The sequence below is a fragment of the Streptomyces nymphaeiformis genome (assembly GCF_014203895.1).
Taxonomy (GTDB): domain Bacteria; phylum Actinomycetota; class Actinomycetes; order Streptomycetales; family Streptomycetaceae; genus Streptomyces; species Streptomyces nymphaeiformis.
In genome coordinates this window covers 319,891-333,275 of sequence record NZ_JACHJY010000002.1, presented here as the reverse complement: position 1 = coordinate 333,275, position 13,385 = coordinate 319,891, and the positions used below count along the sequence as shown (strand labels likewise).

The 13,385-nt window shown below is 73.2% G+C and carries 9 protein-coding genes; 6 read left to right on the top strand and 3 right to left on the bottom strand.

The window, feature by feature from the left end:
* Nucleotides 1–301 precede the first annotated feature (301 nt).
* From GGE06_RS07500 to xdhC, 3 genes are read left to right on the top strand one after another with little or no spacing between them, the layout of a single operon-like run.
* Entirely contained in the window at nt 302–1,789 is a 1,488-nt protein-coding gene (locus tag GGE06_RS07500) for a xanthine dehydrogenase small subunit (RefSeq protein WP_184930329.1), read from the top strand.
* The gene (gene xdhB / locus GGE06_RS07495) at nt 1,786–4,146 is read left to right on the top strand and encodes a xanthine dehydrogenase molybdopterin binding subunit (protein WP_116157278.1); all 2,361 of its coding nucleotides are present in this window, start codon (nt 1,786–1,788) and stop codon (nt 4,144–4,146) included. Before GGE06_RS07500 ends, xdhB begins: the two co-directional genes overlap by 4 nt.
* Before the next feature lies 1 nt (nt 4,147).
* Complete coding sequence (xdhC, locus tag GGE06_RS07490) at nt 4,148–4,957, top strand: xanthine dehydrogenase accessory protein XdhC (protein ID WP_184930605.1); 810 nt, start codon at nt 4,148–4,150, stop codon at nt 4,955–4,957.
* A 108-nt stretch (nt 4,958–5,065) separates the two neighbouring features.
* On the opposite strand, the gene GGE06_RS07485 is transcribed toward xdhC, so the two are convergent.
* Entirely contained in the window at nt 5,066–7,903 is a 2,838-nt protein-coding gene (locus tag GGE06_RS07485) for an AfsR/SARP family transcriptional regulator (protein WP_184930328.1), read from the bottom strand.
* A 334-nt stretch (nt 7,904–8,237) separates the two neighbouring features.
* Between GGE06_RS07485 and GGE06_RS07480 the strand changes: the two genes are divergently transcribed.
* The 3 genes from GGE06_RS07480 to GGE06_RS07470 all read left to right on the top strand — a co-directional run bounded on the left by GGE06_RS07480 (nt 8,238) and on the right by GGE06_RS07470 (nt 10,871).
* Nucleotides 8,238–9,035 carry a bestrophin-like domain gene (locus GGE06_RS07480; RefSeq protein WP_184930327.1) on the top strand — a complete coding sequence of 266 codons (798 nt, stop codon included), beginning with the start codon at nt 8,238–8,240 and terminating at the stop codon, nt 9,033–9,035.
* Between the two features lie 295 nt (nt 9,036–9,330).
* Nucleotides 9,331–10,161 (top strand): DUF1684 domain-containing protein, encoded by an 831-nt coding sequence (locus tag GGE06_RS07475; RefSeq protein WP_184930326.1) that lies wholly within the window; start codon nt 9,331–9,333, stop codon nt 10,159–10,161.
* 161 nt (nt 10,162–10,322) lie between these two features.
* Entirely contained in the window at nt 10,323–10,871 is a 549-nt protein-coding gene (locus GGE06_RS07470) for a rhodanese-like domain-containing protein (RefSeq protein ID WP_184930325.1), read from the top strand.
* On the opposite strand, the gene GGE06_RS07465 is transcribed toward GGE06_RS07470, so the two are convergent.
* Both GGE06_RS07465 and GGE06_RS07460 read right to left on the bottom strand, forming a co-directional pair.
* Nucleotides 10,840–12,174, bottom strand: coding sequence for a uracil-xanthine permease family protein (locus GGE06_RS07465; RefSeq protein ID WP_116157284.1), 1,335 nt, complete (start codon nt 12,172–12,174; stop codon nt 10,840–10,842). The two genes, GGE06_RS07470 and GGE06_RS07465, sit on opposite strands and share 32 nt — an antisense overlap.
* Nucleotides 12,171–13,319 (bottom strand): aryl-sulfate sulfotransferase, encoded by a 1,149-nt coding sequence (locus tag GGE06_RS07460; protein ID WP_312883050.1) that lies wholly within the window; start codon nt 13,317–13,319, stop codon nt 12,171–12,173. The genes GGE06_RS07465 and GGE06_RS07460 overlap by 4 nt, the downstream gene beginning before the upstream one ends.
* Between the last annotated feature and the right edge of the window lie 66 nt (nt 13,320–13,385).

The window sequence follows — 13,385 nt, the reverse complement described above, 5'->3', positions numbered from 1 at the left end:
CCGTCGGCTCGAAGCTCGTGGCTCCTTGACCTCCGTGATCGTCAGCCACTACCTTGCCGTCACCTACGACCCGTGACGACCGAGAGGAGGCGACCGACGGATGAACACCCACTCCGACCTGAGTCGCCTCGCGCACAGCACGGTCTGGGTTCCGGGTCGCATCGCCCACGGCTGCTGACGACGCCGTTCTCGTTCAGGCTTTCCCTTCCCCTTCCCGGCACGCCGCTGTCGCGTGCCGTCGCGCGCCCGGTTCTCTCCCGTGGCGCGTCCAAGCACAGAAAGCTGCTCGACTTTGGCGAACATGATCACCGTCAACGGCAAAGAAGCTCCGATCTCACCGGCCCCGGCCCACACCACGGTCCTCGACTTCCTGCGCGAGCGGGGCCTCACCGGCACCAAGGAGGGCTGCGCCGAGGGCGAGTGCGGCGCCTGTTCGGTCCTGGTGGCCCGCCCCGGGGTGGACAAGCCCACCGACTGGGTGGCGGTCAACGCCTGTCTGGTCCCGGTCGCGGCGCTCGACGGCCAGGAGGTCGTCACCTCCGAAGGCCTCGCCACACCCGGTGAGCCCGGAACGCCGGACGCCCTGCACCCCGTGCAGCGGGAGATGGCGGCCCGCGGGGGATCCCAGTGCGGTTATTGCACGCCGGGGTTCGTCTGCAGCATGGCGGCCGAGTACTACCGGCCCGACCGCTGCCCTCACCCGACGTCCGGGACCGAGACCGAGACCGAAGCCGACTCCGGCACCGGCACCGGCACCGACTCCGAGCACGGGCCCAACGGGTTCGATCTGCACGCGCTCAGCGGGAACCTGTGTCGCTGCACCGGCTACCGCCCGATCCGCGACGCCGCCTTCGCCGTCGGTGCGCCCACCGAGGACGACCCCCTCGCACAGCGCCGCGAGCAGGCCCCGCCCGCGCCGGTCGCCACCGCGTACGTCCAGGACGACAGCGTGTTCCTGCGGAGGAGCAGCCTGGCCGAGACGCTGCGGCTGCTGCGCGAGCGGCCCGACGCCGTGGTGGTGGCCGGGTCCACCGACTGGGGCGTGGAGGTGAACATCCGCTCCCGGCGGGCCGGTTGCGTGGTCGCCGTCGACCGGCTCCCCGAACTGCGGGAGCTGCGCGTCGAGTCCGACGTCATCGAGATCGGCGCGGCGCTGACCCTCACCGAGATCGAGCGCCGCCTGGACGGTCGGGTACCGCTGCTCGCGGAGCTGTTCCCCCAGTTCGCCTCGCGGCTCATCCGCAACGGCGCGACCCTCGGCGGCAATCTCGGCACCGGCTCCCCCATCGGCGACAGCCCGCCGGCGCTGCTCGCGCTCGACGCGTCGGTGGTGCTCGCCGACGCCGACGGGGAGCGCGAGGTCCCCCTCTCCGACTACTTCACCGGCTACCGGCAGAGCGTGCGCCGCCCCGGCGAGCTGATCCGCGCGGTGCGCGTCCCGCTGCCGCTCGCGCCCGTCGCGGCCTTCCACAAGATCGCCAAGCGGCGCTTCGACGACATCTCCAGCGTGGCGGTCGCGTTCGCCCTGGACGTCGAGGACGGGATCGTCCGCACGGCGCGGATCGGCCTCGGCGGCGTCGCCGCCACCCCGATCCGCGCGCTCGCCACCGAGGCGGCCCTGGAGGGCAGGCCGTGGACGGCGGAGACCGTCGAGGCCGTCGCGCCGGTGCTGCGCGACGAGGGCACGCCGATGGACGACCACCGGGCCAGCGCCGCGTACCGCTCCGCGATGCTCGGGCAGAGCCTGCTGAAGCTGTACGCGCGAACCACCGAGGCGGTGTCGTCATGAGCCAGTTGTCCCAGCGTCCCGAGAAGTCCGTCGTGGGCCTCCCCCTGCCGCACGAGAGCGCCGTCCAGCACGTCACCGGCACCGCACTGTACACCGACGACCTCGTCCACCGCACCAAGGACGTGCTGCACGCCTACCCGGTCCAGGTCATGAAGGCCCATGGCCTCATCACCGCGCTGCGCACCGGACCGGCGCTCGCCGTGCCCGGCGTGGTCCGCGTGCTGACCGGCGCCGACGTGCCCGGCGTCAACGACGCCGGGATGAAGCACGACGAGCCGCTCTTCCCCGACGAGGTCATGTTCCACGGGCACGCGGTCGCCTGGGTGCTCGGCGAGACCCTGGAGGCCGCCCGGCTCGGCGCCGCGGCCGTCGAGGTGGAACTCGACGAACGGCCCTCCCTGATCACCCTGCCGGAGGCGATCGCGGCCGGCAGCTTCCACGGCGCCCGCCCGGTGATGGTGACGGGCGACGTCGACGCCGGCTTCGCCGACTCCGCGCACGTGTTCACCGGGGAGCTGCACTTCTCCGACCAGGAGCACTTCTACCTGGAGACGCACGCGGCGCTCGCCTACGTCGACGAGGCCGAGCAGGTCTTCGTGCAGAGCAGCACCCAGCATCCCTCCGAGACGCAGGAGATCGTCGCCCACGTGCTCGGGCTGCACAGTCACGAGGTGACCGTGCAGTGTCTGCGGATGGGCGGCGGCTTCGGCGGCAAGGAGATGCAGCCGCACGGCTTCGCGGCCGTCGCCGCGCTCGGCGCCAGGCTGACCGGCCGGCCCGTCCGGGTCCGGCTCAACCGGACCCAGGACCTGACCATGTCCGGCAAGCGGCACGGCTTCCACGCCCGGTGGAGGATCGGCTTCGACGCCGACGGCCGCATCCAGGCCCTCGACGCCACCCTGACGGCGGACGGCGGCTGGAGCCTCGACCTGTCCGAGCCCGTGGTGGCCCGCGCCCTCTGCCACATCGACAACACGTACTGGATCCCGAACGCACGGATCACCGGCCGCATCGCCAGGACCAACAAGGTCTCCAACACCGCCTTCCGCGGCTTCGGCGGCCCCCAGGGCATGCTGGTGATCGAGGACATCATGGGCCGGTGCGCGCCGCTGCTCGGCCTGGACCCGGCGGAGCTGCGGGAGCGCAACTTCTACGGGCGGGGCCAGTCCACGCCGTACGGGCAGCCGGTCGTCCAGCCGGAGCGGATCACCGCCGTCTGGGAGCAGGTCAAGGAGAACGGCGGCATCGCCGACCGCCGGCGTGAGATCGCCGCCTTCAACGCCGCGCACCCGCACACCAAGCGGGCCCTCGCCCTCACCGCCCTCAAGTTCGGCATCTCCTTCAACCTCACCGCCTTCAACCAGGGCGGCGCGCTGGTGCTGATCTACAAGGACGGCTCCGTCCTGATCAACCACGGCGGCACCGAGATGGGCCAGGGCCTGCACACCAAGATGCTCCAGGTGGCGGCGACCACGCTGGGCATCCCGCTGCACAAGGTGCGCCTCGCCCCGACGCGTACGGACAAGGTGCCCAACACCTCCGCCACGGCGGCCAGCGCGGGCACGGACCTCAACGGCGCGGCGGTGAAGAACGCCTGCGAGCAACTGCGCGAGCGGCTGCTCCAGGTGGCGGCGACGCGGCTCGGCACGAACGCCTCGGACGTCCGCATCGCCGAGGGCGTCGCGCGCGGCCTGGGCTCCGACGAGGAGCTGGCCTGGGACGAGCTGGTGCGCACGGCGTACCTCCAGCGGGTGCAGCTGTCGGCGGCCGGTTTCTACCGGACCGAGGGGCTGCACTGGGACGCGAAGGCGTTCCACGGCTCGCCGTTCAAGTACTTCGCCCACGGCGCCGCCGCGGCCGAGGTCGAGGTGGACGGCTTCACCGGCGCGTACCGCGTCCGGCGGGTGGACATCGTGCACGACGTCGGCGACAGCCTGTCCCCGATGATCGACATCGGTCAGGTCGAGGGCGGCTTCGTGCAGGGCGCGGGGTGGCTGACCCTGGAGGACCTGCGCTGGGACGCCGGTGACGGACCGCACCGGGGCAGGCTGCTCACGCAGGCGGCGAGCACGTACAAGCTGCCCAGCTTCTCGGAGATGCCCGAGGAGTTCCACGTCACCCTCCTGGAGAACGCCGCCGAGGAGGGCGCGGTCTACGGCTCCAAGGCGGTGGGGGAGCCTCCGCTGATGCTGGCCTTCTCCGTACGGGAGGCGCTGCGGCAGGCCGCCGCCGCGTTCGGGCCCGGCGGGATCGGCGTCGAGCTGGCCTCGCCCGCGACGCCGGAGGCGGTGTACTGGGCGATCGAGTCGGCCCGCGACAGGGTCGGGACCGGCGCGGAAGCGTCGGTCGGTGCCTGACATGACGTGGTTCGCCGCGGTCGCGCGGCTGCGGGCGCGCCGGGAGTCCGGCGTGCTCGTGACCGTCGCGACCGTGCGCGGCCACGCCCCGCGCGACGCCGGCGCGAAGCTCGTGGTCGGGCACACCGAGACCTGGGGCTCGATCGGCGGCGGCAACGTGGAGGCCGTCGCGATCGACCGGGCCCGGGAGATGATCGCCGCGTCCGTTCGGGAGCCGGAGCTGATCGACTTCGCGCTGAACGACAAGGTGGCCAACCGGCACGGTGTGCAGTGCTGCGGCGGCACGGTGTCGGTGCTGCTCGAACCGCTGCCGGTGGTACGGGCGGTGGCGGTCTTCGGCGTCGGGCACGTCGGGCTCGAACTGGCGCGGATCCTGGCCCGCCAGGACCTCGACCTCCATCTGGTCGACTCCCGCGCCGACACCCTCGCCGAGGGGCGCCTCGGCGTGCTCGCGGACGCGGTGGCCCGGGTGCGGGTGCACCACACGCCGCTGCTGCCCGAGGAGGTCCTGGAGGAGCTGCCGTCCGGCACGCACGTCCTGGTCATGACCCATGACCACGCCGAGGACGCCGCACTGTGCGACGCCGCCCTGCGGGCGCCGCACCTCGGCTCGATCGGGCTGATCGGGTCGGCGGCCAAATGGGCGCGGTTCCGCAAGCGGCTCGCGACCGAGGGCGGTCACGACGAGGCCGCGATCGACCGGATCAAGACGCCGATCGGTCTGGCCGACATCACCGGCAAGGAGCCCGCGACGATCGCCGTGAGCGTCGCCGCGGACCTGCTGCGCACCTTCGAGGCCGAGGGCGCCTGACGGTGTCCCGCACGCGCGCGTGCGGGACACCGTCCCCTCGGCGGCGGTCGCGGGCCGCGCCGGTGGACAGCGGCTCGTCGCCGACGTCCTGGGGCCCTGTCGCCCGGCTCACCGCCTCAGCTTGAGCCGGATCGCCTCCGCGTCGTCGTGCCGGAGCCCGTCGAGCAGCTCCCAGGCCTTCTGCCACGCCTCCCGCGCCTGTTCCGGTCGGCCGGCCGCCGACTCGGCGTCTCCCAGGTGGTCGAGCGAGAGGGCCTCGCCGTACGCCGCGCCGACCTCGCGCAGGCCCTCCGCCGAGATCCGGAAGCACTCCGCCGCCCGCTCCAGGTCGCCCGTCTCCTGGTGCACGACGCCCAGGCTGTCCCAGGTGAGGGCCAGGCTGCGCCGGTCCCCCAGCTCCTCGAAGACCCGGCGGGCCGCGTCGCACATGGCCAGCGCCTCGGCGTGGTTGCCGAGGAGGGCCTGGAAGTAGCCCACGTTGTTGAGGGCCTTGGCCTCTCCGCCCCGGTGGCCGAGCTCCCGGAAGAGCCCGAGTGCCCGCTCGTTGTGGTGCAGCGCCCCCTCCGGACGCTCCTGACGCTCGTACCGGCTCGCGAGGTCGAGGTGGACGTCGGCCTGGCCGAGCAGGTCGCCCTCGGCGGTGGACAGGTCGAGTGCCCGCCGCAGATGCGTCTCGACCTCGGCCTCCCGGCCGCTCCACCGCAGGGTCACGGCCAGGCTCCGGTGCGCCCGGGCCCGGGCCGTCGGGTCGTCGAGCCGCTCCGCCGCCGCCAGGGCGGCCCGCTGGACGGTCTCCCCGTCCACCCAGTGACCGGCCCAGTTGAGGTACGTCTTCAGTACGTGGGCCAGCTGCCAGCACGCCAGGTCGAGCCCGGCCGCACCGGCCCGGACGACGGTCTCCACCAGGGCGGAGTGTTCGCCGGTGAACCATTCCCGCGCCTCGCCGATGTCCGCGAGGTCCTCCGGGCGCGCGCCCCGGCCCGCCTTCGGGGGCAGATCGACGGGGGCCAGCTGGGGGTCCATGAGCAGCGCGCCGCGCTGCGCGGTGTGCAGGTAGTGCTCGGTCATCCGTCTCAGGGCGGTTCCGCGGCTCGTGGCGGAGTCGGTTCTTTCGCCGAGCTCCCCCGCGTAGGCGCGCAGGAGGTCGTGGAAGGAGTACCTGCCGTCCTCGCCCTCCGTGACGAGGTTGGCCTCGGCCAGCTCGGTCAGCAGGGTGTGCGCCCGGGCCGGCGGGAGCGCCGCGAGGCTGCCGGCCACGGAGACGGTGATCCCGGGCCCGGGGTGGACGGCGAGCAGCCGGAAGAGGCGTGCGGCGTCGGCGCTCAGCGTCTCGTACGACCAGGAGAACACCGCGCGGACGTCGCTCCAGGCGTCGCTGCCGGTGAAGGCGTCGAGACCGCGGGCGCGGCGGAGCCGCTCGACGAGCCGGGTCAGGCTGAGGGCGGGGGTGACGGCCGCGCGGGCGCCGACGACGGCGAGGGCGAGCGGGAGGCGGGCGGCCAGTTCGACGGCCTCGTCGACGGCGCGGGGGTCCGCCGTGACGCGGGCGCGGCCGACGCGCGCGGTGAGGAGCTCGCGCGCCTCCTCGGGCGAGAACACGTCCAGGGCGACGGGCTGGGCGTCCTCGACGGCGACGAGGCCGAGGAGCTGGTCCCTGCTGGTGACGACGGTGAGGCTGGTCGCGGATCCGGTCAGCAGCGGGCGTACGTGGGCGGCGTCGCGGGCGTTGTCGAGCAGGATCAGATAGCGGCGTCCGTCCGTCAGCGTGCGGTAGAGGGCGGTGCGGGCCTCCTGGGAGGCGGGGACGCGCGCGCGTGGCACGCCGAGGCCTTCGAGGAGGCTGCGCAGGGCGCTGTCGGGGGTGACGGCGGATCCGTCGGGTGCGAAGCCGCGGAGGTTCAGGTGGAGTTGGCCGTCGGGGAAGTCCGTGCGGACGCGGTGCGCCCAGTGGACCGCGAGGGTCGTCTTGCCGACCCCGCCAGGGCCGGAGATGACGACGGGTCCCGTGCCGGCGTGGCTGCGCGCGTCCTCCAGGAGGGCGTCGAGCCGTGCCAGGGCTGCCCGCCGGCCCGAGAAGTAGCGGGAGACCGGGGGCAGTTGGGCCGGGACGTGGACTCCGGAAGCCTTCTCGGGTGCGGGTGCGGGTGCGGGTGCGGGTGCGGGCGAGGGCGAGGGCGCCGGGGGCTTCCTCGCGGGCTCGCCGTGGCCCTGGAGGATGTCGGCGAGCGCCTCCTGCACGGCGCGGCCGGGCGAGACGCCGAGCTCGTCCGCGAGGATCTTGCGGAGCCGGTGGAAGACGGCGAGGGCCTCCGCCTGCCGGTCGGTGCGGTGCAGGGCCACCATGAGGTGGCGGTGGAATCCCTCGCGCAGGGGGTGCTGTTCGGTGAGCGCGTACAGCTCCGCCGCCAGGCCGTCGTACCGGCCGAGCCGCAGGTCGGCCTCGCAGCGCCACTCCAGGGCGACCAGCCGCGCCTCGTCGAGGGCCTGGAGGACCGGCCCGTACAGCAGGCCGTGGTCGAGTCCGGGCAGGTCCGCGAGCGGGTTCCCGCGCCAGAGCGCGAGTGCGCTCGCGCACGAGCGTCGTACGGTCTCCCAGTCCTCGCGGAGCCGGGCGGTACGGGCGTTGCCGAGGAGTTCCTCGTGCCGGTCGCTGTCGAGGGCGCCGCGGTCCACGTCCAGGAGGTACCCGGGCGGCACCGAGCGGAGCCGGCCGGCGCCTTCGGCTCCGAGCGCCCTGCGCAGGCGGGTCACGTGGTTGTGGAGGGAGCTGGAGGCCGTCGCGGGCAGGTCCGTGCCCCACAGGGCGGCCTTGAGCTCGTCGGAGGAGACCACCTGACCGCGTTTCAGGAGCAGGATGCCGAGCAGGAGCCGGACCTTCGTGCTGCCTATGACGAGAGGGCCGTCGGCGTCCTGCGCCGCGAGTGGGCCGAGCAGACCGAAACGCATCTGTGTGACTCCAGGGCTCGGTGGATCGGATGGCCGCGTACGTCGGCGAACGGGCCGGTCACAGGTTGTACGCCACACCTCGCGCTCCAGGCGAACCAGACACGCGTTCATGTCTCGAATTTGCCTCCAGGCAAAGGGTGTTGGCCCGGCATCCAGCAGTCGACAACACCCGAAGAAAACCGGATGGTCTGGATCCGCTACGCGGCCCAACGCGGGTCCTCCGTCCGGGGGCGAACAAACGTTTCCGTTGTTCCGCGCCGTGACGTACCGGGCGATGATCGGCGCCCCGCCGGAGCCGTCAAGAGCTCCGGCCGTTCCCGGAGGTGCTCCTCTCGTGCTGATCGTCATCGTCGTCGCCGTCGTGGCTCTGCTCGCCGGTCTCGCGGCGAACCGGTTCCTACGGCCGAGGCTGATCAAGGAGGACGACGGAACGGGCATGGCCGTCAAGGACCTCGTCGGCCCGCTCCTGACGATGACCGTCCTGCTGCTCTCCTTCGTCCTGGTCACCGCCAACGGCTCGTACGGCAAGGCCGAGGTCGCCTCGCGGGGCGAGGCCCGGGCCCTGGACCAGCTCGTGGAGACGGCCGAGTACGCGCCGCAGGCGCAGCGGGCGCGGATCCAGGCCGACGCCGTCTGCTACGCCCGGGCCGTACGCGAGCAGGAATGGCCGGCCATGTCCGACGGCCACGGATCGCCGGCGCCCAGCGTGTGGTCGACGGACTTCCGCCTGACCTTCCGTACCCTGGAGGGCAAGCCGGTCTTCGGCATGCTGGTCAGTGCCGACAGCAAGCGCTCCGACGAGCGCGAGGAACGCCTCACCCAGGCCAGCCCGAGCATTCCCAGCGCCATCTTCTGGTTCCTGCTCGCCACCCTCTTCATCACCGTGACGGCTCTGGGCTTCTGCCTGCCCCGGAAGAACAACCGCGGCCAGCTGGTCACCCTGACGGTGATCACCGCGCTGCTGACGACGATGCTGGTCATCATCCGGGACGTCGACCGCCCCTTCGGCGGCATCATCGACGTGACGCCGACGGCGATCACCGAGGTGGAGCGGCAGGCCACCCGCGACTTCCTCTCCCACAGCCCGGCCACCGGCCTGCCCTGCGACGAGCGGGGGACCCGGCTCGCCTGACCGCCGCCGGCCGCGTGCGGGGACCACTGGCGCCGCGCACCGGTGGTGTGTTCTCCTGAACCCATGAGCCTTCTCGTGACGCGCCGACACGTGGACTACGTGCGCGTCACGACCATGGCGTGTTCCCGCTGACACCGAGGCCCCGACCCGGCGTCCGGCTCCCGACGCGCATGCCCAGGCGGCTCCTGGGCGCCTCCTGACGGCCTCGTCCTGCCCCGCGCTCCGTCTCCCCCCGCCATCGGCGGGCCGCACGGCCGCGCGCATCACACCATCCCACCGCAGCAGGAGGAGACGCATGAGCGTCCGCGACACATCCGTTCCCGATCCGGAGGTCTTCGCCGAGGAGTGGGAGGCCTGGCACCGCGACAAGGACGCCCGGCTCGCCTCGGAGCACGGCTTCCTCTCGATCACCGGACTGCACTGGCTGTCCGCCGAGCCGCAGACGTTCCCCGGCGTGCCGGGGGCCTGGTCGACGGGACCCGACGGGGTCGTCGTGGAGCTCGACGAGGGCGAGGAACTCGTCGTCGACGGCGTGACCGTACGGGGACGGCACCTCTTCGGCGTCATCCCGGAGCGCGGCGGCGTCGACGCCGTCCGGGGCGACACCGTCATCGAGGTCGCCAAGCGCGGCGGCAACGACATCGTCCGGCCCCGGCACCCCGGCCACCCGCTGCGGACCGCCTTCGCCGGGACCCCGGCGTACGCACCCGACCCGCGCTGGGTGGTCACCGGCCGGTACGAGGCCTTCGCCGAGCCGCGGCCGACCACGGTCGGCGCCTCCGTCGAAGGCCTCAAGCACGTGTACGACGCTCCGGGCCGGGTCGTCTTCGCCCTGGACGGGCAGGAGTTGAGCCTGACCGCGTTCAACGGGCACACACCTGGCAGCCTCACGGTGCTGTTCACCGACGCGACCTCGGGCGTCACCACGTACGCGGCCAACCGGAACCTCGGCGTGGCGGCCCCCGGGCCCGACGGCACGGTCGTGCTCGACTTCAACCGGGCGACCAATCTGCCCTGCGCCTACACCGACTTCGCGACCTGCCCGCTCCCGCCGGCCGAGAACCGGCTCCCCGTCGCGGTCGAGGCCGGGGAGCGGATCCCGCACGAGCGCCTCGCCCAGCGGTGACCCACCGCGGTTCGTTGCGGCGTCGTGACGACGTCGTGGCGACCGCGTGGCGATCCCGTCCGCCACGCCACGGCGCCTCCGGCGTCACCTAGCATCCCGGGAAACGGTCCTGCCGCCGCTGCCGCGGGGCCGTTTCCCGTCATCCCCGAGGACAGGTTCCCATGGGCATCTCCCGCACCCTCAGCGTCGCCGAAGCACTGCCACGGCTGCCCGAACTCCACGTGGTCGACGTCCGCACCCCCGGAGAGTTCGCCTCCGGCCGCCTGCCCGGCGCCGTCAACGTGCCCCTGGACCGCATCGACGACAGCCTGGCGGACCTGCGGCACACCGCCGAGACCGGACCGCTGCTCCTGGTGTGCGCCTCCGGCACCCGCTCCGGCAAGGGCGCCGAGGTCCTCGCCTCCCACGGGATCGCCGCGGCGAGTCTCAGCGGTGGCACCCGGGCCTGGGCCGACGCGGGGCACGGGCTCGAGTACCCACCCGGCCCGGTGCGGGCCGTCTGGGGGATGGAGCGTCAGGTGCGTTTCACCGCCGGGGCCCTCGTGCTCCTCGGCCTGGTGCTCGGGCTGCTCGTGCATCCGGCGTTCCAGCTGCTGTCGGCGGCGATCGCCGGAGGCCTCGTGTTCTCGGCGCTCACCGACACCTGCGGCATGGCGGTGGTCCTCGGCCGGCTCCCGTTCAACCGGCGTGGCCCGGCGCCTCTGGGGTGACGGTCTCGCGGTCGCTCCGCCCGAGGAGCGCGCCGAGGAGAACGGCCGTGAGCGTTCCGGCGACGACGCCGCTGCCCAGAACCGTACGGGCCAAGGCGGGGAAACCCGCGTACAGGTCGGGGCTGAGCAGCGGCAGCAGCCCCGCGGTGAGCGCGAGCGCGGCCGTCAGCGAGCCCGCTCCCGTTCCGGACAGATCGGCCCGGCGCAGCATCTCGACACCCATCACGGCGATCACCGCGTAGACGACGAGGGCCGAGCCGCCCACGACGGCCTCGGGGATGCGGGCCAGGGCCCGGGAGACGGGCGTGGCCAGGCCGAGGACGACGAGGAGTGCTCCGGCTCCGGCGGTCACGAAGCGGCTGCGGACCCCGGTCAGCCGCCCGATGCCGATGTTCTCGGCGCTGGTGACCATGAGCGAGGTGCCGAACAGGCCGCCGGCCAGGGACACCAGGGCATCGGCGCGGGCGACGCGGGGGACGTCCCGCTCGGGGGCGGGAGTCCGGCCGACGGTCTCGCTGTTGAGCACGGTCTGTCCGGTGATCTCGGCGAGCGTGGTGAGGCTGAAGAGGAGCAGCGGCAGCGCGGCCACCAGGTCGAACCGCGGTGCGCCGAAAGGAAGGAACACGGGCAGCGCGAAGCCGCCGCCGGCCGCGGGACCGAAGGACCCCAGGCCCGTCCCCACCGCGATGAGGGTTCCCGCCGCCATCCCGATGAGGACGGACGTCTGTCGCCAGACGCCGCGCAGGAACACGTACGCGGCGACGGTCGCCGCCACGGTCAGCGCGGCGAGGAGCACCGCGCGCGGCTCCCCCGTCCCGTCCGGTCCGGTGACGAGCCGGGCGGCGACGCGGATCATCGCGACCCCGATGAGCAGCACGGTCACGCCCATGACCAGCGGCGGGAAGAACCGTACGACCCGGGCGTACAGGGGAAGCACGGCGAGCAGCAGGGCGGCCGCGAGGAGGACGGCGCCGGTGGCGGTCGGCGCGCCGTGCTCCTGGGCGATCTGGAGGAACAGCGCGGTCGCGGCGCCGCCGGGGAGCATGACGAACGGCAGTCGGCCGCCGATCCGCCACACGCCGAGGGACTGGAGCAGGGCGCCGGCGCCGCACAGCAGCAGGACGGTGCTGAGCAGGGAGGCCGTCGCGCCGGGTGACGTCTTCAGGGTGCCGGCGACGAGGAAGACGGTGGAGACGGGGGCGGCGATCATCGCGAGGACGTGCTGGGCCGCCAGCGGCACCAGGCGCCGCAAGGGGACGCGCGCGTCGACGGCTTCGGGGATCGGGGTGGATGCGGTCGTCATGCCGTCGTCTCCAGCCACGGGATCTGGGCGGGGGTGTAGCGGTAGGCGCGGAAGACGGCGTTGGGCTGGGACGGGAAGAGGCTGCGGACCTCGCTCTCGCCGTAGCCGGCGAAGTACGGGACGACGTACTCCCAGCACAGGTAGCCGTCCTTCGTCACCTCGAAGAGGCGGCCGGACGGGGAGTCGGTGACGAGCGTGTTGCCGTTCGGGAGGCGCTGGGCGGAGCCCATGAAGGGCGCGAAGAAGAACTCGCGGGCCGGGTCGTGGTACTCCCACACGATGTCGCCGCCGGTCCGGTCGATCTCGACGACCCGGGAGTACGGGACGTCGTGGCCGGGCCGGAAGACGCCGTTGTCGAAGACGAGGAGCCGGCCGTCGTCGAGTTCGGTGGGCGCGTGCTGCTGGCTGACCGTACCGGGGCGGCTCCGCCAGAGGATCTCGCCGGTGTCGCGGCTGATGACGACGACGGCCGAGACGCTCCGCAGGCTGGCGAGGACGTTGCCGTCGCGCAGGGGTGTGACACTGTTGATCAGCGGCCAGTGCTCGCGGGCGTAGGCCTCGTGCAGCGGGTAGGCGTCGCGGTCGAGGTGGTCCGCGGCGCGCCAGGACCAGAGGAGTTCGCCGTCCGGGCCGACCTCCTTGATCGTGTCGGCCCAGACGAGGCCGCCGGCGGCCTCGGAGCCGGGCACTCCGCCCCGTACCGCCGCGGCCTCGGTCCCGGCGAGGGGTTCGAGGGCGGTGTAGAGGACGCGGCCGTCGTCGAGGTGGTGGGCGTCGTGGTGCTGCAGGGGGTCCCGGTGCTCCCGCAGCACGGTTCCGTCGGGTGCCGCGTGGAGCATGACGCCGCCCCGGTACTTGTGCCACATCGGGAAGAGGGCGTCCTCGCCCGGGAGTACGCCGTTGTAGGCGAGGGTCCCGTCGGCGAGGAGCCGGGCGTGGCGGCCGGGACGGTACGGGAGGTCCCACCGGTGGACGGTGCGGCCCTGGAGGTCGATCAGATACACCTCCCCGGTGCCGGTGAGCGGTGCGTAGAGGGTGTAGCCCTCGGACGCGGCCGTGGCGTCGAGGGCGATGAGGCCGGTGGGACGGCGGCGGCGCGAGTTCTGGTCGATCGCGGGCGCGTCGGGTTCCTTCGAACTTTTCACGTCGGGCTCCTTCAAACTTTCTTTGATGAGAACAACCGACTTTGACGTTAGGGACGTTGTGTGACG

Bases quoted from the DNA above. Each gene is read 5' to 3' on its own strand.
- GGE06_RS07500 (WP_184930329.1), top strand. From the start codon at position 302: ATGATCACCGTCAACGGCAAAGAAGCTCCGATCTCACCGGCCCCGGCC.
- xdhB (WP_116157278.1), top strand. From the start codon at position 1,786: ATGAGCCAGTTGTCCCAGCGTCCCGAGAAGTCCGTCGTGGGCCTCCCC.
- xdhC (WP_184930605.1), top strand. From the start codon at position 4,148: ATGACGTGGTTCGCCGCGGTCGCGCGGCTGCGGGCGCGCCGGGAGTCC.
- GGE06_RS07485 (WP_184930328.1), bottom strand. From the start codon at position 7,903: ATGCGTTTCGGTCTGCTCGGCCCACTCGCGGCGCAGGACGCCGACGGC.
- GGE06_RS07475 (WP_184930326.1), top strand. From the start codon at position 9,331: ATGAGCGTCCGCGACACATCCGTTCCCGATCCGGAGGTCTTCGCCGAG.
- GGE06_RS07470 (WP_184930325.1), top strand. From the start codon at position 10,323: ATGGGCATCTCCCGCACCCTCAGCGTCGCCGAAGCACTGCCACGGCTG.
- GGE06_RS07465 (WP_116157284.1), bottom strand. From the start codon at position 12,174: ATGACGACCGCATCCACCCCGATCCCCGAAGCCGTCGACGCGCGCGTC.